The sequence below is a fragment of the Alkalihalobacillus sp. R86527 genome, assembly GCF_042466185.1.
Lineage (GTDB): Bacteria > Bacillota > Bacilli > Bacillales > Guptibacillaceae > Guptibacillus.
The window spans coordinates 2,914,188-2,939,016 of record NZ_JAXHBW010000001.1; the positions used below are offsets into that span (position 1 = coordinate 2,914,188).

The 24,829-nt window shown below is 42.6% G+C and carries 28 protein-coding genes and 1 pseudogene; 1 reads left to right on the top strand and 28 read right to left on the bottom strand.

Annotation, left to right across the window (positions count from 1 at the left end; genetic code table 11):
• Positions 1-76: 76 nt before the first annotated feature.
• From SJY16_RS15145 to SJY16_RS15215, 15 genes are all read right to left on the bottom strand, one after another.
• Positions 77-358 carry a hypothetical protein gene (locus SJY16_RS15145; RefSeq protein WP_377890443.1) on the bottom strand — a complete coding sequence of 94 codons (282 nt, stop codon included), beginning with the start codon at positions 356-358 and terminating at the stop codon, positions 77-79.
• Between the two features lie 29 nt (positions 359-387).
• A complete protein-coding gene (locus SJY16_RS15150) occupies positions 388-540 on the bottom strand; it encodes a hypothetical protein (protein ID WP_377890445.1) in 153 nt (50 codons plus the stop codon).
• 45 nt (positions 541-585) lie between these two features.
• Positions 586-744 (bottom strand): hypothetical protein, encoded by a 159-nt coding sequence (locus SJY16_RS15155; protein WP_377890447.1) that lies wholly within the window; start codon positions 742-744, stop codon positions 586-588.
• A gap of 148 nt (positions 745-892) precedes the next feature.
• Positions 893-1,354 carry a GNAT family N-acetyltransferase gene (locus SJY16_RS15160; RefSeq protein ID WP_377890448.1) on the bottom strand — a complete coding sequence of 154 codons (462 nt, stop codon included), beginning with the start codon at positions 1,352-1,354 and terminating at the stop codon, positions 893-895.
• 71 nt (positions 1,355-1,425) lie between these two features.
• Positions 1,426-1,716: a hypothetical protein gene (locus SJY16_RS15165; protein WP_377890450.1), complete on the bottom strand. Its 291-nt coding sequence runs from the start codon at positions 1,714-1,716 to the stop codon at positions 1,426-1,428.
• Positions 1,717-1,848: 132 nt separating this feature from the next.
• Positions 1,849-2,145 carry a TIGR04104 family putative zinc finger protein gene (locus SJY16_RS15170; protein ID WP_377890452.1) on the bottom strand — a complete coding sequence of 99 codons (297 nt, stop codon included), beginning with the start codon at positions 2,143-2,145 and terminating at the stop codon, positions 1,849-1,851.
• 944 nt (positions 2,146-3,089) lie between these two features.
• Positions 3,090-4,031: an ABC transporter permease gene (locus tag SJY16_RS15175; protein WP_377892280.1), complete on the bottom strand. Its 942-nt coding sequence runs from the start codon at positions 4,029-4,031 to the stop codon at positions 3,090-3,092.
• A 1-nt stretch (position 4,032) separates the two neighbouring features.
• Complete coding sequence (locus tag SJY16_RS15180; RefSeq protein WP_377890454.1) at positions 4,033-4,962, bottom strand: ABC transporter ATP-binding protein; 930 nt, start codon at positions 4,960-4,962, stop codon at positions 4,033-4,035.
• A complete protein-coding gene (locus SJY16_RS15185; protein ID WP_377890456.1) occupies positions 4,962-5,660 on the bottom strand; it encodes an ABC transporter ATP-binding protein in 699 nt (232 codons plus the stop codon). The genes SJY16_RS15180 and SJY16_RS15185 overlap by 1 nt, the downstream gene beginning before the upstream one ends.
• Positions 5,657-6,037, bottom strand: a complete 381-nt coding sequence (locus tag SJY16_RS15190; protein WP_377890458.1) for a GntR family transcriptional regulator — start codon at positions 6,035-6,037, stop codon at positions 5,657-5,659. The genes SJY16_RS15185 and SJY16_RS15190 overlap by 4 nt, the downstream gene beginning before the upstream one ends.
• Before the next feature lie 3 nt (positions 6,038-6,040).
• Complete coding sequence (locus SJY16_RS15195) at positions 6,041-6,811, bottom strand: hypothetical protein (protein ID WP_377890459.1); 771 nt, start codon at positions 6,809-6,811, stop codon at positions 6,041-6,043.
• A 246-nt stretch (positions 6,812-7,057) separates the two neighbouring features.
• Complete coding sequence (locus tag SJY16_RS15200) at positions 7,058-7,360, bottom strand: TIGR04104 family putative zinc finger protein (RefSeq protein WP_377890461.1); 303 nt, start codon at positions 7,358-7,360, stop codon at positions 7,058-7,060.
• A gap of 141 nt (positions 7,361-7,501) precedes the next feature.
• Positions 7,502-7,777, bottom strand: coding sequence for a hypothetical protein (locus tag SJY16_RS15205; RefSeq protein ID WP_377890462.1), 276 nt, complete (start codon positions 7,775-7,777; stop codon positions 7,502-7,504).
• Positions 7,778-8,053: 276 nt separating this feature from the next.
• Complete coding sequence (locus SJY16_RS15210) at positions 8,054-11,218, bottom strand: bifunctional cytochrome P450/NADPH--P450 reductase (RefSeq protein ID WP_377890463.1); 3,165 nt, start codon at positions 11,216-11,218, stop codon at positions 8,054-8,056.
• Between the two features lie 78 nt (positions 11,219-11,296).
• Positions 11,297-11,869, bottom strand: coding sequence for a TetR/AcrR family transcriptional regulator (locus SJY16_RS15215; protein ID WP_377890464.1), 573 nt, complete (start codon positions 11,867-11,869; stop codon positions 11,297-11,299).
• Between the two features lie 313 nt (positions 11,870-12,182).
• On the opposite strand from SJY16_RS15215, the gene SJY16_RS15220 reads away from it, so the two are divergent.
• On the top strand, positions 12,183-12,509 hold the full coding sequence (locus tag SJY16_RS15220) for a hypothetical protein (RefSeq protein ID WP_377890465.1): 327 nt from the start codon (positions 12,183-12,185) through the stop codon (positions 12,507-12,509).
• On the opposite strand, the gene SJY16_RS15225 is transcribed toward SJY16_RS15220, so the two are convergent.
• The 13 genes and pseudogenes from SJY16_RS15225 to SJY16_RS15285 form a co-directional block, all read right to left on the bottom strand.
• A complete protein-coding gene (locus SJY16_RS15225) occupies positions 12,478-12,996 on the bottom strand; it encodes a PepSY domain-containing protein (RefSeq protein ID WP_377890466.1) in 519 nt (172 codons plus the stop codon). The genes SJY16_RS15220 and SJY16_RS15225 overlap by 32 nt on opposite strands.
• Before the next feature lie 90 nt (positions 12,997-13,086).
• Complete coding sequence (locus SJY16_RS15230; RefSeq protein WP_377890468.1) at positions 13,087-13,572, bottom strand: PepSY domain-containing protein; 486 nt, start codon at positions 13,570-13,572, stop codon at positions 13,087-13,089.
• Positions 13,569-14,936 carry a sensor histidine kinase gene (locus SJY16_RS15235; RefSeq protein ID WP_377890470.1) on the bottom strand — a complete coding sequence of 456 codons (1,368 nt, stop codon included), beginning with the start codon at positions 14,934-14,936 and terminating at the stop codon, positions 13,569-13,571. Before SJY16_RS15235 ends, SJY16_RS15230 begins: the two co-directional genes overlap by 4 nt.
• On the bottom strand, positions 14,933-15,625 hold the full coding sequence (locus tag SJY16_RS15240; RefSeq protein WP_377890472.1) for a response regulator transcription factor: 693 nt from the start codon (positions 15,623-15,625) through the stop codon (positions 14,933-14,935). The genes SJY16_RS15235 and SJY16_RS15240 overlap by 4 nt, the downstream gene beginning before the upstream one ends.
• Positions 15,626-15,776: 151 nt before the next feature.
• Positions 15,777-16,544, bottom strand: a complete 768-nt coding sequence (locus tag SJY16_RS15245; RefSeq protein WP_377890474.1) for a TerC family protein — start codon at positions 16,542-16,544, stop codon at positions 15,777-15,779.
• A gap of 152 nt (positions 16,545-16,696) precedes the next feature.
• Positions 16,697-17,590, bottom strand: a complete 894-nt coding sequence (locus SJY16_RS15250; protein ID WP_377890476.1) for a DUF6843 domain-containing protein — start codon at positions 17,588-17,590, stop codon at positions 16,697-16,699.
• Positions 17,591-17,733: 143 nt separating this feature from the next.
• Complete coding sequence (locus SJY16_RS15255) at positions 17,734-18,150, bottom strand: VOC family protein (protein ID WP_377890478.1); 417 nt, start codon at positions 18,148-18,150, stop codon at positions 17,734-17,736.
• A gap of 72 nt (positions 18,151-18,222) precedes the next feature.
• Positions 18,223-18,930 (bottom strand): DNA alkylation repair protein, encoded by a 708-nt coding sequence (locus tag SJY16_RS15260; RefSeq protein WP_377890480.1) that lies wholly within the window; start codon positions 18,928-18,930, stop codon positions 18,223-18,225.
• Positions 18,931-18,953: 23 nt separating this feature from the next.
• Entirely contained in the window at positions 18,954-19,349 is a 396-nt protein-coding gene (locus tag SJY16_RS15265; RefSeq protein WP_377890482.1) for a nuclear transport factor 2 family protein, read from the bottom strand.
• Between the two features lie 57 nt (positions 19,350-19,406).
• Positions 19,407-19,931: a DinB family protein gene (locus tag SJY16_RS15270; RefSeq protein ID WP_377890484.1), complete on the bottom strand. Its 525-nt coding sequence runs from the start codon at positions 19,929-19,931 to the stop codon at positions 19,407-19,409.
• 84 nt (positions 19,932-20,015) lie between these two features.
• Complete coding sequence (locus SJY16_RS15275) at positions 20,016-21,476, bottom strand: CoA-acylating methylmalonate-semialdehyde dehydrogenase (RefSeq protein WP_377890486.1); 1,461 nt, start codon at positions 21,474-21,476, stop codon at positions 20,016-20,018.
• Between the two features lie 19 nt (positions 21,477-21,495).
• Positions 21,496-22,690: pseudogene (locus SJY16_RS15280) on the bottom strand (iron-containing alcohol dehydrogenase).
• A 206-nt stretch (positions 22,691-22,896) separates the two neighbouring features.
• A complete protein-coding gene (locus SJY16_RS15285) occupies positions 22,897-24,825 on the bottom strand; it encodes a fructose-1,6-bisphosphatase (RefSeq protein ID WP_377890488.1) in 1,929 nt (642 codons plus the stop codon).
• Positions 24,826-24,829 lie beyond the last annotated feature (4 nt).

Sequence of the window (24,829 nt, forward strand, 5' to 3'; positions counted from 1 at the left end):
GACACTGTATGCTTTAGCCTGTTATTTTAACTTTTTTAATGACAGCTTTCTTTTCACTAATTAGTTAGATAATATCCTATTGTTCATTAGACGGAGCAATTACAGCGAATACTGCTATAATAGCAAAAATAATAATAAAAGTTGTTTCTGATTGAAACATAGCGATAGTAAAGATACCAACAGTGTAAATAGTAACCCCAATGATGTTCCAAGGAAATGGCCTATTACTTTCAGTAACGTTGTAAATAATCAAGCCCATTATACCGCTTATTACTATCGCTGCTAAAAGTTGAGATATTTCAAATAAAAATATTCCAACCAAACTAGCTAAAATAAAACCAACTAGTATCTTGAACAAATAAACCACGCCTTTTTAATTTAAATCCATTATGTAGTTGCTCGAATTCTTAACTGTCCACAGCCTAAATCCAGAACAATACCTTTAGGTTTATAATTTGTGAAAAAATCTATGAGGCCTGGATATGGATTTCCAAAATAATTAAGCTTTTGGTAATAGTCGTCGTATGCTACTTTTTTCAATAAAACAACCTCCCTTATAATAAATTCGGCTACTTTACCATATGATTATTTTTGATAATCTGGATTGGTATATTTCTTTAAGATACTTGGGTTAACGAACCGCATTGAAACGACTTCCCCGCAATCTGTACAGACAGTTAGTTCTTTTTCAAACTCTGGTACCTTTACAAGTGAACCTCCACCACAGCTTTTGCATGTTTGCACCTTTTTTCTCCCCATCCTTAAAGGTAATGAAATATATTCCGCTTAAATGGACATAAAATCTTTTTAAAGTTTAATGCCCTAGTATGATATTAAACAAAAAGGAGCGTAATCCTTTTTAGATCAACGCTCCCTCTTATGGAATATCTCTTTATAACTTTTTAGTCATTTTAATAAAGGTGACAGGATGACCACAGAAATCACCTTTTGATTCGTTGATAACGTTGAAACCTTCTTTATCATAAAAGGTTATATTCTTATTCCCTTTATAAACTGTAAGAGAAATTGAGGTTGGATTTTCATACCTTTCTATTCCTGAAAGGTAAAGATCTTTTCCTATACCTTTCTCTTGATAACTGGGGTGAACGTATATGGATTCGAGAAAAATTTCTTTGTTAGTTGCTCCATTAGAAAAGAAAGCATATCCTGTTATCTTTTCATCCTCTTCAGCAACTAGCATCATTGACTTCTCAAATCTATTCATCATAGTTTCCTCTGAATGTGCTTCCTTTAATGTTTTCTCTTGTATATCTAATGGAATAAAAGATTGATATGTATTTTTCCAGGTGAGGTTAGCTATTTCTTTTACTCTTTCAATGTCTGTATCCTTCATGTCTCTAATCACCAAAGAAATTCACCGATTCTATTTCAAAATTTAATTTATCCAAATCCGAGACATCTTCTTCATAATTTTTGATAACTTTCACCTCTCCTTTTTTGTCCTTCATCATATTTTTCTGAATTGGAAATTCGTATAGTTTGTGAATCTGGCATCTTTTCAAATACATAGGAATCTGTTGAGGATTGGGCATTGCTAACTGTTGACCAAGATTCGACTTCGATTTTTATTTCCACACTTTCGTTGTTGATTTTAGTTATTTCTCCATCAATACATGTTGCTTCTTCAACCTGAAAACAACCTATCAAAGTAATGGCTAACGCTGCCATAATTAAGAACGTCTTGCTTTTTAACACTCGTTACTCCCTTAAAGAACCATCTATAATCCTGTATGTATGTATGTATGTATGTATGTAATTAGGAAAACTCATCTTTTTGCAATCGCACAATTCTAACCAACAATCTAATACCAACTATTATAAGAGTTCCTACCACATTGGCTCCTCTTGATTACTTAATCTATAGAAATAAGGAGCAAGACCTAGGGAAATGACACCAATTATAAGTTCGGTGATGATCACCAAATTAAACGGTACGCTGAACATTACTAGTGGAAACCATATGCAAGGGATAACCGTTAAGAACGCTAATTGATTCTTTGATTGTTTCGATAAATATTGAATACTGTCACAGTTAGGACATTTTAACTGTTGTCTTATTGTGAACATCCTTACGAAGGTTTCTCTCCAACTCCATTTATGACTACAGCTTTGACAGATCGTCATATTCTCTCCTCCTTTTTCTTTACATCTTTTACTCTTAAAACTTTTCACCAACCTAATACCAACTAAGTTCAACTAGAAACAACTAACTCAATCTTTATTTCATAAAATTAGGATCTTATCCCAATACAGAAAAGCTTCCCTCTATCTAAATAACAAGATTTTTTTTAACAGCGTAGGATACAAGTAAAGGGAGACCCATTAAATATAGAATAATAGAAGGATAAAAGACATTTGAATCGTACGAGCTAAAACTTAAGGGAAGAAATCCACTTGATTTATGGTCTAACATTATATAACCTACAACATTAATTAGTAGTAATTTTATAAAAGATAATAGAAAGACCAAGCCTGGATGTTTTGCTTCTCTTACTAAATCGTAGAACATCACGATAAACATAGCGAGTAACAACAAACTATAGTTCGTGTAACTCCCTATTAAAAAAGAAAAGAGAAAGAATATTGCTATACAATAACAGATAAAGGCAATGCGAATTTTGCTATTGAACAATGTTTTTGTTGATAAAATAGAACGTGAAATATTCACGTAAAACCCCCTTCATCATCTTCCTCAATGCTTGTCCTAATGCTCTTCATCTCATTAAAGATCAATAAACCGTCCATTCCTTGAATAGCAGCATATTCCCAACACTTATTTTACCATATAATTCCTACATCACTTCACATGAGTTATTAACTAATTCCCTTCCTTTCTAGCCCTCGATTATCTATTGAAAGAAGGTTGTTATTCTGCTGATTTAGCAGCATACAGAGATTTTGAGCTGTGTTTATTATGATCTATCACTACCTTTCTGAACATAAGGTAACGTGCAAGAGTCCACTTATCGTATGAAAAATAAAGAGCCTGATTTATGTTAAATCAGACTCTAAAAAGGTGATTATTTTGGTTATTGTTTCTGGTAGGGGTCAGGCACGTACCTGACCCCCTAAGCTGCTACATCCCGCTTCGTAAACAGCAACCACGATAACAACAAGAATATGATTAAATAGACAAGTAGTGTCACTACGGAGAATCCAAGTGTCATACTTTCCGTGATAGGTGATCCATCAAAATAGACACTTAAATCGGTATTTGCGAACAAAATATACTTCACCCAGTCATACTGACCAAGAAGAAAAGTGAGTTGACTTCCTGTGAACATTAAGAAGATCGCTAACCCGATCGCAAGAGATGAACTTCGGAAGATGCTCGATAGCATGAAGGCGAACGTCACCATCATAAGTAAGTTCACACTTGCTAGCGCGTACTCGATAATATAATGAACCGCCATGCTAGTTTCGGAGACTTCTCCACCTGAGTACGTTAAGTACGGTTGGTCCACTGCACCAAAACCGAGGAAGATCCCTCCTATGATAAATGAGGAAATGTACAAGGTTACGAGAGACAATAGTGCGAACAACAGCGTTGCAATAAATTTAGAAGCAAGTATTTTCGTACGTGTAGCAGGTCTGATCAATAACAGCTTAATCGTTCCCCACGAATATTCACTCGCGATAATTCCTGCACCAATAATGATCGTAAAGATAGAAATCAAGCTCACTATGCCAGTTGAATCATCCATGAAACTCCAAAGCGAATCACTTTCTAATGGTGGAATATCATTCGTGAGGCGATATTCGTTAATCGCAATGCTACGCTCCTCCATGTTCTTAATGGATTTCGGCATACCTTTCGAATTCTTTAATGTTTCTTCGGAATGCTGAATCGCAGCTTCCGTATCTGTTCGCCAGTCTGTTTTCTCTTCATTTCCGTCAAGGTTGGTAAAAATCGCTGCCACTAGAACGGCAACCATAATAAGCCCAAGCATCACCCATGTTCCAACTCTTCTATAAATCTTCATGTTTTCGTTTTGAATCAACCTGACCATACTAGACAACTTGCTCACCCCCAGTCACTTCAAGGAAAACATCCTCTAATGTCTTCACAGACGATTGAATCCCGTAGATTCGAATTCCCTTTTCGACTAAAGCTGCTGTGACGTCTGGAATTCGTTCATGTTCGGTTTTCACCATTACCACGCGATCGCGATGTTCGATCTCCATATCAGGAAAAAGTGCTTTAATGGCGTGGACGGCGTGGTTCACAGGATCGACTTCAAACGACACCATCACCGTTTGGTCTTTTTGAATAAAATCGTTGACGCGCTGCACATCGACCATTTTTCCAGCCTGAATAATGCCGATCCGATCACACATGAGCTCGATTTCAGATAATAGATGGCTCGAAACAACGACAGCTACGTTCTCCTCTCTTGCAAGTGTTCTGAGATATTGTCTAATCTCACGAATGCCAGCTGGGTCAAGCCCATTCGTTGGCTCATCAAGAATGAGGAGCTTTGGACGATGAAGAAGTGCCTGTGCAAGACCAAGACGCTGTCTCATCCCAAGAGAATAACCTTTCACTTTCTCCTTAATACGCCCTTCTAATCCAACAAGCTTCACAACTTCATTGATTCGTTCCTTCGAAATCCCTTTCATCATCCGTGCATAATGCACAAGGTTTTGATAACCCGTCAGAAATTTGTACATCTCAGGATTTTCAACGATCGCTCCCACTTTGACGATGGCATCCTCATAGTCCGTTTTGATGCTGCTGCCATCGATGAGAATTTCACCTTCCGTCATTTTCATCAACCCGACCATCATGCGAATCGTCGTTGTCTTACCTGCCCCGTTCGGTCCTAGAAAACCAAACACCTCTCCTGGGTAAACATCAAACGAAAGCTGATCGATGATCGTTTTCTTTCCGATTACCTTTGTTAAGTCTCGTATTTGAACGATAGGTTCTACAGCCATCATCACGCCTCCTCTTGATACATTTTCTTCATCCAATCTACGATTCTCATGCGATCGCGCTCGCGTATGGTTTCAACGTCCTCGAGTGCAAGCACCTTCCCATTTCGAATCGCGATCACCGTCTCGAGTAACGGCTCGATCTCTGTTACTTCATGCGTAGTAATGATGACCGTTTGCTTTTCCAGATCCACAAAAGAAAGCAATCCCTTCACGATCGAATCTCTTACCATCGGATCAAGCCCTGACAGCGGCTCATCCATTAGAATAATCGGCACATCTCGTGCAAGAGTGAGGGCAATTTTCACCCTTCCGCGATTTCCTTTTGATAGATGCTTCACCTTTTGATCCTTATCAACATCCATAAATTCAAGAATCTCGTACGCCTTTTCTTTATCAAAATCAGAGAATTGACTAGCAAAAAAAGTGACCGTTTCCTTCACAGTATAGAAGGAATAATACGTATCGAGCTCCGAAAGGTATGCGACTTTGTTTGCTGTTCGCCTTGTGACCCGCTCCTGATCGATCGTTACACTTCCTTCAGAAGGTGCAACAAGTCCCGCGATCATCTTCATTAACGTCGATTTCCCGCTGCCATTCGATCCGACGAGACCGATGATTTTCCCTTCTGGTATCGTCACGTTGACATCTGAAAGAGCATGTTTTGTTAAATACTTTTTGGACACGTTCTGAAATGTAATCATGCGTTATTCTCCTTTTCATTCGTGACGTACGTTCGAATACCGTCGATCATATCTTCTGATGAAAATCCCATTTGCTTCATTTCTTCAATGAAATTCTGGATGTGGTTGAGCTTCAACTCTTCTCGAAGTTCGGTAAGCCTTTCCTTTTCCTCCGTTACAAACGTCCCTTGCCCTCGTTTCGTCTCCACGATCTCCATCCTCTCCAGTTCATTGTAAGTGCGTGACACTGTATTGGGATTCACACCCGATTGAATCGCCATTTCCCTTACAGAAGGAAGCTTTTCACCCGTTTTCCTTTCGCCTTTGATGATTTCCCAGCTAATACGATCCACTAGCTGCAAGTAAATCGGCTTTGAGGGATTGAATTCTTCTCCCATCCCTTACACCTCCACTTTTCGATCGAGTAACCAACATGTTATGAAGAAAATTACGACTAGGATGATAGCATCAAAAATCACGCTTCCAATCGGAAATGGGACTGTAGACGTGGAGAAGTCAAACTCCTGCTGGCTAAATTCCATACTAAACGCGGTCGGAAACTGCACGTACCCCCACTCCATCACGACCTCTCCAAGGCGCGTTCCACTAAACCATCCACCAAACCAGCTGATTAATCCGATCAGCATAAGGACAAGAAGCAATGCCCATCTTCTAATATAGGTTTTCAGTACTTGATAAAACGTCCAATAAAATGTAAGCCATACGCCCATCGAGATATTAGCCGCCAGAATAACAGCTAGAATATAAAACCCTAACAGCCACACATTGTCGATCGGAAGCTGAAGGTCACTCGGCTCTGTGTAATATGCTACGAGTGTTAGTACACTCACAACCCCAAGTGAAACCGATAGCGCTAGTAATCCGTTCATTATTTTCGCACCAAGAAGACGCGTTCCTGATTGCGGATTGTGAAGCCAGAGATGTAATTTGCTTCCTTCACTGTTCAAACTGATCAGAAGGTAAAGAGGGAGAAAGAACACATGCATAAATGCAAGTACGCCTCCAATAATGGTGGTCAAGTAAGGAAACTCCCATCTTGCTGATGCGAGAAAGAAACCGACCATAACCAGTAGATCAAACGCCATAGCGCCTAGTAAAAGCGTTCTTGTTACTCGAAATTCCTTTCGTAGCAGCCCACTCCAATTCTTCATTTTGCAACTCCCCTTATTGTGTTGGTGTATTAGTTACATAGTACACCGATACTTTGGTAAGGTCAATCTTTTTTTTATCTCGTTTGTTTTTAGCCTCACAGTAGAAGGAGGAAATGCCTGAGAGTATCCACACTCTGGTAGTTTGGTAATGATGCAGAATGTATAAAACCACTCCTATTTTATAATTCAAAAAAAGAGCAGTCCGCGATGGGAAATGCTCTGATCCTTTTATTCTTCTTTAAAAATCTAAAACAACTCTTCCTCTTTAACCGTTAGTTCCAAAATAAATGGGTATGCCGTTAACAGGGTAAGAAGTAGCATAAAAATAATTAGTCCAGAGATGATCTCGGATACATCAAGCATAGTAACAACAATAAGTAAGATAGGGAGTATGGGGATTAGTGCAAATGTCATTCTTAAGGATTTTGCAGTGAAATAAAGAGGTTGAGAGCATTTGGGACACGTAATTGGATATTCCTTTTTGATGAGTGTTCTTTTAAATAAATACCATCTTGATAAGATGAAATGACATTTCGGACAACCATTCACTTTAACTCCCCCTCATGACAATCATTACTCTTTTACGAACAAAATGCTCTAACCTTCGTAGCTTACCTTATGTTCAGCAAGCACTTCATACGTTTGATCTCCTATGAGCACTGTTAAAAGAATCACTAAAGACAGCCTAATTCAAACACCAAAGATCACCGTGCCAAAGAACAAAAATATAAATGGAAGCATGAATAATATGCCGTTTACTACTATTGCACCTATTGGTAATACACTCTTTTTATACTCCAAAGCCTTAGACGCAAAAAGAACCCCCAATGTGCTAAATAGTAATGGGAAGAATACAGGTAATCCTTGAATCTTATCGAGCGTAACCAAATCCAAGAAGAAATTAAGAATGAATAAAGCAGGAAGTAAAAATAACAAATAAGAAACGAATAACAATTTGCGATACACGTCAAATCCTCCATTCAAAATCCATTAAAGATCTTGAGCCCATCAAGTTCGCTCGTCCTTAGTGAATAGACAGCGCTTCTTTCCGCAACCTCTTCTTCTGACCTTTCTTTAATAAGCCACGCTCTAACATCAAGCCTTAACTAATATTACCATAATTTTACCATTCAGGGGGTCAGGCACGTGCCTGACCCCCCTTTCAAAAAAATTAGCGCCTCTTGTCATAAGAAGCGCTAATTTCGTTATATTCTTATTATTTATGTCGTGATTCCTACACGATCATGCGCCAGCCCAAACGTCCTTCGCATATCGTCCATCTTTCTCAAGTGTTTCTAACCACTTAATCGCTTCCTGCTCCGTCTTGTTATAAAACGATGCATAGCTTTCGATGAGCGTTTGCTCGACTTCTGGTGCCATTTTACTTCCGTCACCACAAATGTATAACCGTCCGCCTTCCGTTAATAGCGGTAAAATGTTTACTGTATTTTCAGAGAGACGATGTTGGACATACGTTTTCGGTTGCCCTGGGCAGCGGGAGAATGCGGTGTGAAGCGTTACTAGCCCTTCATTTTCTGCTTCTTCGAGCTCTTCTTGGTACAAGAAGTCATGCTCCGGGTTACGGCAGCCGAAGTAAAGGTGCGCTTCTCCGAGGTTCACACCTCGTTTTTTCATTTCACGGCGATGCTGGATGAATCCTCTGAATGGTGCAACTCCTGTACCTGGCCCGATGAATACCATCGGTGTTTCCATGTCTTCTGGTACTTGGAAGTTTGACTGTGGTGTATTGATGAAGCACGCCACCTTGTCACCAAACTCACGCGTTGCGAGATAGTTTGATGCGACACCTTTGTATTCGCCGTTTCCGTTCCACGCTGCATCGCGCACGACGCTTACGGTCAAACTCGCTTCTCGTTCTTTATAGAGTGGAGAACTTGAAATCGAGTAGTAACGAGCTTTCAACGGTGGAAGTAGCGCGATGAATCTCTCGAACGGTATTTCACACGCCAGATAGTGTTCAACAAGATCAAGCATCGTAACACGCTTCTCAAGCACCTCGCTTTTATACGTGCTGTCTTCGAGCAACTGTTCAAGCTCAGTCACATGCGGTGGGCAGATAGTATGTGCAGCTAGTGTACGAATTTGAGAGCGCGTTGCCGGATCTTGAAGTTCCACATAAGAAGAAAGCAATTCCTGTAGCTTCACTGGTTTGTCTGTTGGAAGATGTGCCGCTTTCCCTGAATCGCCAGTCAACAACACATGATCATGTCCTCTAAGTGAAAAACGCTCGAGTACCCTGTTCACCATTTCATCGCTATTTTGCGGTAGAATCCCCACGTGATCGCCTTCCTTGTAGGAAACGCCATCAGGTAGCATCAGTTCAATGTGACGCGTGCTTCTTCCGCTTTCTGTATGCTGTAGCTCAACATTTCGATTAATAATCGCAGTAACAGCGTGATGTGTTCTCGCGAGCGGTGTATCACTCACACCGCTAACGAAGCTCATGGAAATCGCGCTGTTCTCTGAGTTAGTTTCACTCAATTCGATATTCATTGCGTCTGCTAAAGGCTCCCATAACGTTTCTTCCCATTTCTCAAAATCGCCTTCAAAATCGTCACTTGCATCCCCGAATCCAGTTTCTGCAATTCGCGTAGCGCCTTTTTGAGCCAATTGCTCATCAATAAGAGAAGGAATGCGTTGATACGTGTTCGCCCAGTTACGATCACCACAGCCAAAGACTGCATACTGTACGCCATTCACTTCTCCTTCTTCCATCTCCTCAAGCCATTGCACGAACTTGTCCGCATTGTCAGGAGCATTCCCATTATATGAAGCCGATACGATCAGTACAGCTCCTTTTTGAGGAAGGTCATTCACATACTCGTTCAGCGGAGCAACGTTCGTGCTGAAGCCTTGCTGACGACCTGTTTCAGCAAGATCACGGGCGATTCCTTCCGCAGTACCAAGGTTTGAGCCGTAAAGGACGAGAAGAGGTGTTCCGTGTGCATTCTCTACAGCTACGGGTGCTGCTTTCTGTTCTTTTTCAGCAGGTTCAGACTGAACTGCAAACGAAATGGACTCCTTTCGCTGCTTCACTTTCATTTTGAATCCATCTGGTTTTAGCGTTAATGTTTCTTTCACATCGAGCTCGTAATTGTCATGATCGATAAAATCGAAATGTTGCACGACCATACCGAGTACGAGCGTCGCTTCGTGAATTGAGAACTGCTGCCCGATACATGCACGCTGCCCATTTCCAAATGGTTTATAGGCATGCTGTGGAATGGAAGCAGGGTTCTCAAACCGTTCAGGAATAAATGATTCGACGTCTTCACCCCAAATCGAGGTATCACGATGGAGTTCTGGGAGAAGGAGTGTAAACACATCCCCTTTCGCTACATCATAGTCCCCACCAAGCGTCGTATCTTCTTTCGCATAAAGGGAAAAGGCTGGTGCCGTCGGCCATAAACGAAGCGTTTCATTTAAAATCATCCGTATATATTTAAGCTGCTTTACCTGCTTATAATCAGGAATATCGTCACCAACAACCTGGTCCATTTCCTCTTGAGCCTTCGCAAGTTTCTCAGGGTTATTCAATAAATAATAAATCGCAAACGATAGCAATCCACTCGTTGTTTCATGACCTGCGATAAGGAACGTGATGATTTGAAAGCGAATATTTTCATCATCGAGCGGCTCACCGGTTTCAGGATCTTTCCCTTTTAGCATAAGAGCAAGAAGATCACCCTCGTCTCCGTCACCATTCACCTTACGATCCGCAATTAAGTCATCGACAAGGGAAAACATATACTCGATATCTTCACGGAATTGCTTCTTGGATAACACCATCAGCTTATCCTGAACGCCGAGACGCTGCGATTGGGACATCGCTTCATCCATCGCACGAACCATCGAATCGATGAACGGATGGTTGTTTTCTCGATAGAAACTATTAAAACGGAAATTGAACCCACAAAGACCGATCGTATCGAGCGTTAAGCGCGTCATATCTTCGGCTACATCGACTTCTTCCTCTGGATTTAGTCGTGACCATTTTTGTACAAGCTGCGTCGCAAGATCGACCATTTTTGAATGATAGCCCTTCATCGCTTGCTGACTAAAGCTTGGCAGCAGGATGTTATGAGCTTTCTTCCAGTTCGGCTCTTCTGTTTCACTTGTAAACAAACCATCTCCACCAAAGGCGCGAACCTTTTGAAGAACAGGTCCAACCTTTTTATCAAAACGAGATTCATCACTGATCTCAGCTACAAGGGATGCTCCTGAAACAAACGTCGTCGTTCGTGCAGGGAACTGAAATTGAAAGATCGGTCCAAGTTCTTTTGCGAGTTTCATATATGATTGCACAGGTTTTTCTTTATCAATAAGAGGGAGACTTCCTAAAGGGCCGTATGTTTTCGGCTGTGGAATCGATTTCTTCACTGTCATGGATCTATCACCTCATCTAAAAGTATCACGTGCGGAATGAATGTTCATTCAGTTTGTAGGATGAAGAGTAAAAGCTCTTCACGAGTGGTGCCTAACCGAATCCCATAAGCTTTCTTCTACACCAGAAAGAAGCTCATGATCAGGGACTAGTTCACCGACTCTAACAAGGTTTTGAAGCTCAAGAAACGCCCCGTACAGAATTGCGATCAGTGCTTCAGAAGGCAGGTTTCGAATCACACCTTGTTCTTTACCAGTTTCAAAGAACGATCTGAATAGATTGAGTAGCTGCGCGAAGTCATCTCGACTCTCTTCATTCAAAAAATGTGCGCCACTATGTTTTTTTATAAAATAGAGGGCGTGCTCATTCTCGTTCGTAAACAACATCATCGCTCTGAAAAGATGATGAAACTGCTCACGGATGGACTGCTCAGATGAATAGTGCGCCTCAATCGTCTTCGTAAACGTGACAACATAATTCTGGAACAACGTGTTACCGAGCACCTCTTTATTCTCAAAATACCGGTAGATTGTCCCAGCACCAACGTTCGCTGAAGTCGCAATCATCGGAACAGTTGTCGCATCAAACCCTCGCTCTGCAAATAATGCAAGCGCACTTGATAAGACGCTATCCCGCTTGTTCTGGGGTTTCATAACCCTCACCCTTTCTTTCTTCTATACGGAATGAACATTCATTCCTCTCTATCGTAACCCCAGTGGAAAACATTAACAATGAATCGTAAGACCTAAATAAATTGAAGGTATTGTTAAAGGTAGGGGGGCAGGTACGTACCTGACCCCCTACTTCCGGGCGCGATACGGCTCTTCATCAAGTGAAATTGTTGTCGATGGATCAGAAGTACAAGAAGTCGTCGACTATGTTTCTACTTTTGTAGAAGAAAACGACTTACCAGATAAAATCGTACTCGTCCACCAATTTACGGACCACACTGTCACAAATAAGCAAGTGATCAAACCAACCGATAATGTTGAAGTTGCCTTGAACTTTGATGGCTATGGTGATTATGGAACAAAAATGTCACTCTACCGTAAATTTGTTCGAAATGAGCCAGTTCAATACGGTGGATTTAAAATTTTCTACGATAAAGACGAACCGGTCCTTACACCACCAGAAGTCCTTCAGCTTGACCCTAATCCAGCGATTATCAATAATTGTAACGACAAAAGCGGCATGCCATTTTATTATGGACATGCCGCTTTTTCATCAGAAGAACCGTCACTTCTAGAGAGCTTTTGTTCAACTATTGTTCTTGTGCTGAGTTTTCTTCCATAACCTCACCTGTCTGGCCGTTCACCTTTACTTCATACTCTTTCTTTCCATCCTTCATCTTCACTTCGTAATGGCCGCCATCAAGCTCGACTTCGATGATCTCACCTTTTCCTTCTTTCTTCGCTACTTCTTCCGCTTTTTCTTTTGAAATCTTCACGTCTTCGGCCTGTTCAGTTTCTTCTGAGTCATCATCTAGCTCAGAGGAGATCACTTCGCCAGAATTCGCATCGATCTCAACTTCGACTTCTTTTCCATCTTCGTTCGTACCTTCGACTTCATACACGAAACGCTTGCCTTCTTTGTCTTTTTCGACTTCTTCAATTTTCAACCCTTGTACTTCTTGTTTCGCGGCTTTTTCTGCGTCCTCTTGAGATAGTTTGACACTCTCGTTATTCCAGTCTTCACTATTGTTTGCTAGCGCATTGACACCGAAACCTCCACCTAGCACGATCGCTCCAGATACACCGAATATGATTAATTTCTTCTTCATTGTATGTCCTCCTTCTGTTTGACTCTATCTGTAGATTACAGAATCAAGATGAGAATCAATGGAGAGGAAAATGAGAATCTGATGAGAAAATTAATCGTCGCTGACAGACATGATTTCACCAGTGATCGCATTCACTTGAACGGTCGTCTCCTTGCCATTCTCCCGCTCGATTTCAACTAAAAAGTAAGACCCAGTAACAGAAGACTCGTAATCGATGTCATCGATACTTCCAGACACACGTTCTAAAGCAACGTCTCGGGCTTCATCTTCCGTCATTAGTTCTTGTTGTTCTGACTTCTCAGGAGAGGAAGAGTCGATGCGCGCCATCCTGATGATTCTCCCGCCTTCTTCTGAAACCTCAAATTCATAGTCGCCCGTTTCACGCGTGAGGACCATAAGATAGCCGTCATCTGTCTGTTTCATACTAGAGATTTTCCCGTTATATTGGCTTTCTAGTTTGCTTCTAACGTCTTCAGCTTCGATCGTGTCTTCGTCCATCCATAACCGAATACCTTGCCACCCTATTAAAATGAAGACGAGGCAAGCTACGACTGAGATGATTGCTTTTACTTTCATCGTTCATCACCTCTCCCTTCAAACGAAAGTGGCAAAAGAATCGTCGCTGTTGTCCCTTTTCCAACATCACTATCTAATCGTATTTCTGCCCCGAGCACTCGTGCTAATTCTTGCGCTAATGATAGCCCAAGGCCATATCCTCCTGAAGCACGGGTCCTCGCTTCATCGACCTGATAAAAACGATCAAACACGTTTTCCAAATGGTCCTTCGAGATGCCGATGCCATCGTCAGAAATAGTGATTCTAGCCTTATCCTCTACACGTTCTAGCCGAACCGCGAGAGCTGCTTCACTATACTTTCTAGCATTATCCATAAAGATATAGAGAAGCTGCTTCACCTTCTGTTCATCCGTCTTCACTGTCACAGAGTGAGTCGCTTCATATAAAACATTTCGCTCGTAAGCTTTCTCAAATGCATTGATCGTCGATTGGAGGATATCATTTAGCTCATGGTCTATCCACTCCATGTTCCACTGCTCATCTTGTTTTGATAAGAGCAGGAGCTGCTGTGTCAGTTCACGCATTCGTTTTGCTTCATCTAGAGCCGCGTCGACAGACTCGTCGAAAAGAGCTTCATCGTTTTTGCCACGTCGCTTAAGTAAGCTTAAATATGACTCGATGATCGTGAGCGGTGTTTTCAATTCATGAGACGCATTCGAAACAAACTGCTCCTGTCGAGTGTAGTTTGCCTCAAGCTGATCGATCATCTTATTGAACGTTTCCGTCATGTGGTAAAGCTCGTCCCTCGAACGCTTAGATGTATCGATTCGCTGAAACGTACCACCCGTCCGGATGCTGTTCATCGTTTGAGTGAGCGACGCAATCGGCTTTGTGATGACATTACTTAATAGACGTGCTGATAGGAAAAGCGGAATGAACGCAAGAATCGTAACACCTAGTAAGACGACCCGTAACAATTCCAAATTTTCCGCTTCTGCCTCCATCGACTCAGTCAACTGTAGCGATGCAATCTCTCCATCTGACCATACGATCGGGATGGCAACAAATCCATATGGCGTATCATCCATCGTCCGGACTTCCTTAACTTCCATCTCGTGAAACTCTGTTTCCTGATCGTTCAGGTCTTCTCCACCACCCGTAACGCTCACATCAGATTCATTGTTTTGCTGAACGATTTCAAGCATTCCTTGCGGGGGCACATAAGCGCGCAATAAACTTTGTGACGTTGCGCCACTATTCTCCTGCACTCCGACTACAACCTGTTCTGCCTCCTGCTTCACTTGATCAAGCTCCGTACGAAACATCATGTTTTTAAAAGAAAAATAAATCGCTACGTTGATCAAGACCAGAAGTATCACAAACAATACCGTTGTGAACACGTGAATTTTATTCGAGAGCTTCATCGCGGATCCTTCAGCACATAACCGACGCCTCTTATCGTATGAAGAAGCTCTGGCTCATAGCCTTTATCCATTTTATTTCGTAAATACCGTACATACACGTCGACTATGTTTGTGTCACCGTAATAGTCATAGCCCCAAACATGCTGAAGAAGCTGTTCTCGATTTAAAACCTGACGATGATTCTTCATGAAATAAGCTAGCAAGGAAAATTCTTTCGCCGTTAATTGGATCAGTTGTTCCCCACGGAAAACTTCATGCGTTGATTTGTTCACACTCAGGTCAGCTACCTTCATCACGTTCTCGCTTTCTGCTTGAGGAGCAGCCGTAGTCCGTAAAGCAGAACGAATCCTAGCTAGCAGTTCCTCTATTTGAAAGGGCTTTGTTACATAATCGTTCGCACCAAGGTCAAGCCCTTCTACTTTGTCTTTCAATTCATCCTTCGCAGTCAGCATGATGACAGGTGTTAGGTCTCCTCCTGACCGAATCCTACGCAAGAGATCCACACCGCTCATACCAGGAAGCATCACATCTAATAACACGAGATCCCATGACCGCTCACGTAACTGCTGCAATCCTTCGAAACCGTCATACACTTTCATAACCTTGTACCCTTCGTACTCCAGCTCGAGCTCAAGCACGCGGGCAATTTTTTCTTCGTCTTCAACTACTAAGATCGATTGCATGCTCATCCCTCATTTGTTCGTATCGTTTACCGGTAGTTTAGCACAGCTCGAACGATTCTTTCAGCGCTTTGCTTCCCCTCCCATTAAAATAAAAAAGAGCAAAGGCTTCTCCTATCCTAGAAGAAACATTTGCTCAATCAAACGCTCTATACAGTTATCAGGACTCTTCCTGAACGGACTCTTTCGTAGGTGAAAACCACCCGATTAGTGCAATTGCGATTAATACGCCATAGAAAATCAGCGTCCAAAGGAGACTATGTGGGAAATCATGATCGATGACCCCAATATCTTTATGAGCAAGGGTAATGATCGCAAGTTTGACCCCAACCCATGCCACGATCGCATACGCTGTCGTTTCAAGTGCAGGACGTTTTGTAAGAAGCTTTACGAACCACGTTGCTGCAAACTTAATTAGGATAAGCCCTGCAATTCCACCGATTAAGACAACGGAAAATTGTCCGCCATCCATCCCACCGAAGTCGCCTAATGGGGAATCTGGTAGCCCGAGTGCGATCGCAACCGCAGCTAGGATCGAATCGATTGCAAACGCGAGGTCAGCAAGCGCAATCTTCCCTACTGTCGGCCAAAAGCCCTTGCCAGCCGCTTTCTCTTCTTCTTCTTTAGAAGGCTGTTCATGCTTAATACGTGCCTTAATAATATGCTTTAACCCTAAGTACAGAAGGTAAGCTGCTCCGATCGCCTGAATCTGCCATACGTTTGCAATAAACGAAATCGCAAAAAGCGCACCAAACCGAAAAACAAATGCCATGATAATTCCATAATTGATCGCCTTTTTCTTCTCATCGTCAGGTAAGTGCTTGGCGATTACAGCTAGTACGAGTGCATTGTCGGCAGATAAAAGCCCTTCTAATCCGATTAGGATTAATAATGCCCACCCATACTCTAGCCAAATGGTTGACTCCAATTCGTTCTCTCCTTTCACAATCAAAAGGTGTACTAGGTATAGATTCTCCTATTAAACCATAGACAATTCCATTCCGTCTTCATTCATGGTTTTGGGAAGCATGCATCCTTCAAATCGTTTTGCTTTAACCTCATTTGAGTTTACGTTTTCGGTCACCTACTCCCTTCTGAAAACAACTCACTCATAACCTTTTCTTCCTGCCTCTCATAAACATCACTGCCATATCTCATGAATTCAAGTCCACAATAAGTTTGCGTCACTTGGAGAATTTCATATTCTGCGTTCTCTACGTATGTACCGACATCCCCTGCTCCCCCGCGATGGATGCATGCTTTATCAATAGCCGTTCGCTCACCTTCTTCACCTGAATAATAGAAGGTATCGTTTAATTCGCCTTCCGTTCTATCAGATGATGTTCGCGCCTCTGCATAGTGAACAGCATCTCCCACATACGTGTAGACCTGTTCTGCCATATGTAACGAAACCACGTCTCGGTCGTTCTCTTTATCTAACTCTTCTTCACCTGGCATATTGTATAGAACCACGATCGTTCCTTCGTACCCTTCAGGAATCAGGTACGTTCTATTGGTTTTTTCTGTGGTGTCTAGTTGAGTAAGCTGCCATACACCGAATAGCAATGCGAAAAACGCTAGAGTGTTACCTACAGCTATCTTCACACGAAACGCGCGAAGTTTTCGATGCTGCCACTCTTCCCCGAGGAAGAAAAACAAAGCTGCAAAGACTGAAAAAACATACCAATCTTTGATCACAACAAATGTAGCAACTGCCATCGACAAATGAATAAATGCCGCTATGATGAAGCGAAACGACGGGACTTTGTTTGAAACCCAATCAGATAATAGGGATACTGGAATTCCAAAAATGAAGTTCCCAATTGCGGTATACATCATAACCACTAGGATGATGAAACCGAAATCTCCTGGAGTAATCATGCTCCTCGCATCGATCGAACCAAGAATTAACCATAAACCGCCTATAACTAATGTAGAAAATAACGCTGATAATACCTTAGACTTTACCCTCATCTTCCTCCCCCATAACCCTTTCTAATCATGTGAATTATTTCACATTGATTGTATCATAAATAGAAAAGGTTTCCATCCAGAAAATTAATCTAAAGAAGGGAAAACTGGAGTGCTTGCCGTTAAGCTTACACTCCAGTTTTATGTTAGTTTTGGATTTCAGTATAAATGAGGAAGCTCACACCGAATTTGTCCATTACATCTCCGAAACCTGGGCTAAACGGTTGTTCGCCAAACGGCATATCGACTCTGCCATCTTGTTCAAGAGCTTCAAAAATTCGTTTTGATTTTTCTTCATCGTTCGTTGTAATGCCAATTGTGACTTGCTTACTTGATTGTACATGTGTAGGATCAGGAACATCAGAAATCATGACTTCAGATTCACCAATTTGTAGCTTTGCGGATGCGACAAGATCTTTCAGGTCACCTGTATCCTTCATGTCCTGCATATCACCGTATGTTAATAGTGAAAGGACTTCGGCACCAAGTGCTTTTTCATAGAACTGTATTGCCTCTTTGGCTTTGCCATTTAAATTAATAAAAGGGGTGATTTTCAATGTCATACGATCAACTCCTAGGATTATTAATTATCCCTCAACTAATGACTCAGATAAAAAAGATCATGCAGTTGATAATTAACATCTCACATACTTCCGCTTAAACCCAATTTTCCCTCGATCCACTTCCTTTTGGATTCTTTCAGAAGCGTTCAAGATACTGTTCTTCTTGTTCTCACGCTCTATTTCTATTGGTCCTACTGCTTTCGCGACTTCGACCGCCTTTTCGTGAAGCGGAGCATAAGAGATTCCTACAGTCGAGATAAAGTTATTCATCGAAACTTTTGTCCGTACTGGCGCCTCGTGAATCGTTTGTTCTGCCTGATCGAGCAAATTGGCGAGCTTCTCCGTATCGAATTCTTCATCCTTCCGATTCCCAAGTAGCCAGCAATAGCAGCTCCAGCCTGCAGACATCTTCAGCTCTTCGCCGCTGTTGATCCACTTGTCACTAACACGTTGTGCAATATTTGTTTCCGCTAACGTGACAGCCACCACATAGTCAGAAATCATGTAAAAGTATGCATCATCGATCCATCGCTCAAAATCAGCTTCCGTCATCGCTTTTGGATCGGCAATGATTCCAGCAAAATACATCGCATCGTAGTTCCCAGTCGCATAAAGCTTCTCAGCGAGCTCTTGATCCTTCTTTATCTTCTTCGCGATCGGCTTCATCTGACCTGTAGCAACACCAAAAACCGGTTCGTGTGCACCGTTTGAGACGTACATTTTCTTCGTACGTTCTTTGCCGAGTGCTTCTAGCTCTTGCATTACCGTTTCTTTATCCATGGATTCACAACCCCTTTTCGTCGTTAAAACACGCCATTCTCATTCTCAGAACGCTCAGGCACTGGCTGCCCCACATCCCAAAGCTCAACAATGCGCCCTTCTTGAAACCGGAAAATATGTACGACCGCTGCACCGAGGTCTTCTGGGTTTTGTTTAATATGTGAGTGAACAGCAACTTCCTCTCCGTCCTCGATCGCGCGCTTAACATCTAGCACTTTATCAGGAGCTGTTTCCTCATTCTCTTCCATCGCCCGCATTAATGATTCCCGATCTCCACGAAAAAAAGGGTTGTGGTGTTGAAAATCAGAACCTACAAACCTCTCATACGCTTTCCTTACATCTCCTGAAGCAACGAGTTGTAGAAATGATATTGCTTTTTCTTTATTCGAAAGAACCTCGTTTTGCTGAACTGAATTCACATGAACTCATCCTTTCGCTCGCTAACATCCTTAATCTATACCATTATCTCGAAAGCTTTACTCCTTCTTCAACACACCTAAATACGCTTCCCACGGTCCAACATCTTCACGATATCTTTCTGCCATCACGCGTACGATTTGCGAGATATGCGTCAAGTCGTGCACGACCCAGGTGGAAAGTAGTTCTCTTAGCTTTACTTCACCGAATGCAGGATGGTTTCCTGTTAGTTCAAACTGCTCGTCGGATTTAATCAGACCGATCACGATCAGGACATTCTGTGACCTCAGGCGCTTAAACATAGCCAGCTTCGTATTGATTGAATTGTCGGCTATCTTCGTTAAGTGAGCATCACGATCGAAAGGAGGAAAATCTTTATTCTCACCTTCCACAATCGTCCGTAACCGTGGAATCCAGTTATTCTTCTCACACTCGATCAAATGATCGAGCACCTGTGATGCACTCCACGTACCTTCTCCTTCGTTACATGTTAGCCACTTATCCGATAAACCAGAAAGAAAGCTTTCCAATGTTTTGGGCGTACGCTCTAGCATCCCAATCGCTTCTTTAAGATTAAAATCCATCTGTAGTCTCCCCCATCCGTGTCGATAAAAAGTGTAGAGAAGCTCAGACTCCTCTACACCGTCCACTTATTCTTATCTATCATCCTACCATCTTGCCGTTAACATCTTTCTTCTCGTGTAGAATTCTACGCCATCTGATCCATTTGCGTGAAGATCGCCGTAGAATGAATTCTTCCATCCAGAGAACGGGAAGAATGCCATCGGTGCCGGGACTCCGATGTTTACTCCTAGCATACCGACTTCTATCTTCTCACGGAACGTACGTACATGACTACCATTTTGAGTAAAGAGACATGCGCCGTTTCCAAATTCAGATTCATTCGTTAACTCAATCGCTTCTTTCAGACTTTTCACGCGTACGATTGAGAGCACTGGCGCGAAAATTTCGTCTTTCCATATTTTCATCGATGGCTTAACATTATCAAAAATTGTTGGTCCGATAAAGTAGCCACCTTCTTCATGATACGCTTCATCTTTTCGGCCGTCACGTACGAGTGTTGCACCTTCATTCTCACCGTGCTCGATATAGCTTTCCGTCTTTTCTTTATGTTCTTGTCGAATCACTGGCCCGAGGAACACGTCGTCTTCAATGCCGTTACCGATCTTGATCTCATCCGCTTTTTCATTCAACTTCTGAATCAGTGGGTCTGCCACTTCGTCTACCGCGACAACAACCGAACATGCCATGCATCGCTCACCTGCAGAGCCGTAGGAAGCTGCGATGATTTCTTTTACAGCAGAATCAAGATCCGCATCAGGCATCACGATGGAGTGGTTTTTCGCTCCAGCAAGCGCTTGAACACGTTTGCCGTGTGAAGAGGCCGTTTTGTACACATATTCTGCCACAGGCTGCGATCCTACGAAAGAAATCGCCGGTACGTCTTTGTGCTCAAGAAGCCCGTTCACAACGTCATGTGCACCATGAACGATGTTCAGAACACCATCAGGTAACCCAGCTTCTTTGAAAAGCTCCACCAATCGGTTTGCGAGTAGCGGCGTACGCTCAGATGGCTTCAAGATGAACGTGTTGCCCATCGCGATCGCAAGTGGGAACATCCAGCACGGAACCATCATCGGGAAGTTAAACGGCGTGATGCCTCCAACAACACCGACAGGATAGCGATACATGCCTGATTCAAGGTTCGTCGCGATATCAGGAAGCTGTTTCCCCATCATCAAGTTCGGCGCGCCAGATGCGAACTCGACACACTCGATGCCTCGCTGCACTTCTCCATACGCTTCTTTATAACTTTTACCATTTTCTTTCGTGATTAATTTCGCTAGCTCATCCCAGTGATCAACGAGGAGCTGTTGGTATTTAAAAAGAATGCGCGCCCGTTTCGGAACCGGAACCTGACTCCAGGACTCGTAGGCTTCCTTCGCTACTTGTACAGCAAGTTCCACGTCAGCTTTCGTAGAAATCGGAACTTGAGCAATTTCTTCACCAGTTGCTGGATTCGGTACAGACTGATACTGATCCGTTTTTGCATCTACCCATTCACCGTCTATATAGTTCTTCAGTACGTTTGTCGCTGTCGTTGTCATGTTTCCGTCTCCCTTCGTTTTAGCGCGTTACTTTTTCTTGAAAGTGATAGTCATAGCACGTGTGATACAGTTTTTCGAGCTCTTCTTTAGTCGGCAGGCGTGGGTTGTTCTGAGGACTGCCACTATCTAACGCATCCATCGCCATCTTAGGGACCGCTTCCTTAAAAGCTTCCTCATCGATTCCCCATTCTTTCAGGTTCGGAATCTTTAATGTCGCACAAAGATGTTTCACAGAGGTGACCGCGAGTTCAGCTGCTTCGCTGTCTGACAGATTCTCCTGTTCTGGCTCGAAAATACGTCCGAGATCAGCAAGCCGATCGGTACAGCGGTCTTTGCTGTATTCGAGCACGGCTGGTAGCAGCATCGCGTTCGAATAGCCATGTGGCACATGAAAGAGTGCGCCGATCGGACGCGACATCCCGTGAACGAGGCAAACGGACGCATTCGTAAATGCCATCCCGGCTTGAAGTGCCCCGAGGCTCATCGCTTCACGAGCATCAATATCGTTTCCGTCTTTATAAACGGTCACGATATTGTCGACAAGTCGTTTCATAGCTGAGAGCGCGATCGTATCCGACATCGGATGCGCACGTTTTGATAGGTACGCTTCAATCGCATGACTGAGTGCGTCAACACCGGTCGCAGCGGTAACGTGCTCTGGCGACGAAAGAGTTAACAGCGGATCAACGATGGCAACATCTGGCATGAACGCCGGCTGCTTCATCATCATCTTCACATCATCCACTGTGTTCGTGATGACCGTCACGTCTGTTGCTTCTGACCCCGTTCCAGCTGTTGTTGGAACAGCTAGATGTGGAAGTGGTGCTTTCTTCGCTATCAGTCGGTTTGCTCTGTAGTCCCCTATGTATCCTCCGTTTGTCGCAAGCACTGCGATCGCTTTCGCAGTATCGATACAGCTTCCTCCGCCTATTGAAATGACAACATCACAGTCTGTCTTTCTCAAGAGCTCGAAGAGATTCACTCACATAGAGATCTGTCGGTTCAGACTCAACTCCTGAATACCGTTCACTCTCTATGCCTTCCTTCCTAAGCAGGTCCTGACATTGCTCCACATATCCAAGCTTCAGCATAACTTCGTCGGTGACAATAAGTGCTTTCGTCCCCTTTAAGGCAGTTTGCTCGCCAACCTGTTGAAACGACTTTCTTCCATACAAAATCGTCTGAGGTGTACGAAAAACAGCAAAGTGTTCCACAACATCTCTCCTTTTTCTAAACAGAAGTAAGACCGTTCTGGATGCGCTTTCTTTCATATGAAGTCTCGTCCTACTAACTTCTTGATAAAGGGATGCCTTTCCTACTTATTCAGAAAATTTAGATTAACTATCACATGAGTTGGGATTACATGTCAAACATTCAAACAAGACCCGCAGAAAAGATCTACGGGTCAGCAAAACTATGTTTAATTGATATAGCGGTATTCCATCAAGCTATTCAGAATCTGAAGTTCCTGCAAGAGGGATTCTCCAACATTCGTCTCGAGAACTTTCTTCCGCTCAAGCTCTTTATCGACGAGTCTCTTTACAGATAGTACATCCGCTCCGTTCAGGAGAACTTCTTCTTTTGAATTAAAATGCTTATGAGCGACGAGCTGCATGCCGAAGGAGTTAAACAATAGCGTATATCCAGCTATTCCCGTCGTAGATTGATACGCCTTCGAAAAGCCGCCATCGATCACGACCATTTTCCCGTTCGCTTTCACAGGATTTTCTCCTTCAATTTCTTTAACCGGCGTATGACCATTGATGATATGACCTTGATCAGGATTAAGATCGAATTCTGCTAGAAGCTTGCGACACGTATCTTCTTCTTCACGCAAGTAGTAATAAGGGTTCTTCTTCTCTTTGTGAGATTCCTTATCTGTAATGAAATAACGTTCGAAAGTCGTCATTTCACGTTTTCCAAACAGAGAGGAATATTCGCCTGTCCATAAGTACCACACCATATCTGTCGAGAGGTCATCCGTCTTCTCAGGATGTGCGTAAGCATCACGCAAATGCCGCTCGAACACATCGAGCAATTCACGGCCAGCAAACGACTTATCTTCAATCGTCATGCTTTCCATGTTTCCTTCCTCGTCCAAAGGAATACAGCCATGAATCAAAAGGTTGCCATTGTATCTCAAATAGAGGCTTCCCTTTTTCATAAGAAACTTCATATGTCGCGCTAGCTTTTCGGAATGTTGAAGCGAGAAAAGCAGCTTGTCCATCACTTGCTTCTCTTCATCTAAAAGCTTATCTGGATGCTCAGGATCGATTGTGTTAAAGCACGTGTTTTCGAGATCGTACGTTTTCCCATGAATGGTGATCGTGCTGTTCTCATGATCGATTTTCTCAAGCAATAACCGCTCTGACATATTAAAATACGGACGTCTCTTAATAATTGGGCTTTCGAGCTTAAACTGAATCATCGCGATCGCCTGATGGATCTTCGTGATTTGTGAAATCTCTTCATCTAATGGCTTGTCTTCTGGATCGACTTTCGGTCTGAAAGCTGGATTGTCATCATAATACTTCTCCGCAAGGTTCAGAAGCGGACGAAGGTTGATGCCATATACGTCTTCAATAATCTCCAAGTTATTGTATCTCGCGCAGATCCGGATAATATTCGCTAGACAAACCTTTGAACCCGCGAACGCCCCCACCCAAAGGACATCATGATTTCCCCACTGGATATCGACAGAATGATAGTTAATCAGCGTTTCCATAATCTTATCTGGCTCAGGTCCACGATCGTAAATATCTCCAACCACATGAAGATGATCAACGACTAACCTTTGCGTCGTATAGGAAAGACCGATGATAAGCTTATCCGCCTGACCAAGTGAAATGACCTGCTGGAGGATTTTCCTATAGTACGGTTCCTTATTCGTGTCAGCGGATTTGTATAGAAGCTCTTCAATCACGTACTCAAAATGGGATGGTAAAGCTTTCCGTAACTTTGAACGCGTATATTTAGACGATGCATACGAAATCAGCTTGAACATCCGCTCGATCGTCTCGTTGTACCATTCATGTAATTCTTTTGTGTTGTCGAACGAATTCTTAATCAGCTTAATTTTCTCTTCAGGATAATAAACGAGCGTAGCGAATTCATTCAACTCGTCTTCCGATAATTCTTCTTGAAAAAGATCCGAGATCTTCTCTTTCACTTTCCCCGAACCGTTTCGTAACACGTGTTGAAAGGCCTGATACTCTCCATGTAAATCACTAACAAAATGCTCTGTTCCCTTCGGCAAATTCAGGATCGCCTTCAGGTTGATGATTTCTGTTACAACTTTCTCTTCACTATCATATTTCTGGGCTAGTAGATCTAAGTATTTTGTGTTCACTGTG

Excerpts from the sequence above, each read along its gene's own strand:
- SJY16_RS15225 (WP_377890466.1), bottom strand. The coding sequence starts at position 12,996 with ATGAAGAAGAAATTAATCATATTCGGTGTATCTGGAGCGATCGTGCTA.
- SJY16_RS15190 (WP_377890458.1), bottom strand. The coding sequence starts at position 6,037 with ATGGGAGAAGAATTCAATCCCTCAAAGCCGATTTACTTGCAGCTAGTG.
- SJY16_RS15175 (WP_377892280.1), bottom strand. The coding sequence starts at position 4,031 with ATGGTCAGGTTGATTCAAAACGAAAACATGAAGATTTATAGAAGAGTT.
- SJY16_RS15210 (WP_377890463.1), bottom strand. The coding sequence starts at position 11,218 with ATGACAGTGAAGAAATCGATTCCACAGCCGAAAACATACGGCCCTTTA.
- SJY16_RS15195 (WP_377890459.1), bottom strand. The coding sequence starts at position 6,811 with ATGAAGAATTGGAGTGGGCTGCTACGAAAGGAATTTCGAGTAACAAGA.
- SJY16_RS15275 (WP_377890486.1), bottom strand. The coding sequence starts at position 21,476 with ATGACAACGACAGCGACAAACGTACTGAAGAACTATATAGACGGTGAA.
- SJY16_RS15215 (WP_377890464.1), bottom strand. The coding sequence starts at position 11,869 with ATGAAACCCCAGAACAAGCGGGATAGCGTCTTATCAAGTGCGCTTGCA.
- SJY16_RS15250 (WP_377890476.1), bottom strand. The coding sequence starts at position 17,590 with ATGAGGGTAAAGTCTAAGGTATTATCAGCGTTATTTTCTACATTAGTT.
- SJY16_RS15240 (WP_377890472.1), bottom strand. The coding sequence starts at position 15,625 with ATGAGCATGCAATCGATCTTAGTAGTTGAAGACGAAGAAAAAATTGCC.
- SJY16_RS15255 (WP_377890478.1), bottom strand. The coding sequence starts at position 18,150 with ATGACATTGAAAATCACCCCTTTTATTAATTTAAATGGCAAAGCCAAA.
- SJY16_RS15180 (WP_377890454.1), bottom strand. The coding sequence starts at position 4,962 with ATGATGGCTGTAGAACCTATCGTTCAAATACGAGACTTAACAAAGGTA.
- SJY16_RS15260 (WP_377890480.1), bottom strand. The coding sequence starts at position 18,930 with ATGGATAAAGAAACGGTAATGCAAGAGCTAGAAGCACTCGGCAAAGAA.
- SJY16_RS15235 (WP_377890470.1), bottom strand. The coding sequence starts at position 14,936 with ATGAAGCTCTCGAATAAAATTCACGTGTTCACAACGGTATTGTTTGTG.
- SJY16_RS15230 (WP_377890468.1), bottom strand. The coding sequence starts at position 13,572 with ATGAAAGTAAAAGCAATCATCTCAGTCGTAGCTTGCCTCGTCTTCATT.
- SJY16_RS15185 (WP_377890456.1), bottom strand. The coding sequence starts at position 5,660 with ATGATTACATTTCAGAACGTGTCCAAAAAGTATTTAACAAAACATGCT.
- SJY16_RS15170 (WP_377890452.1), bottom strand. The coding sequence starts at position 2,145 with ATGACGATCTGTCAAAGCTGTAGTCATAAATGGAGTTGGAGAGAAACC.
- SJY16_RS15270 (WP_377890484.1), bottom strand. The coding sequence starts at position 19,931 with ATGGATTTTAATCTTAAAGAAGCGATTGGGATGCTAGAGCGTACGCCC.
- SJY16_RS15160 (WP_377890448.1), bottom strand. The coding sequence starts at position 1,354 with ATGAAGGATACAGACATTGAAAGAGTAAAAGAAATAGCTAACCTCACC.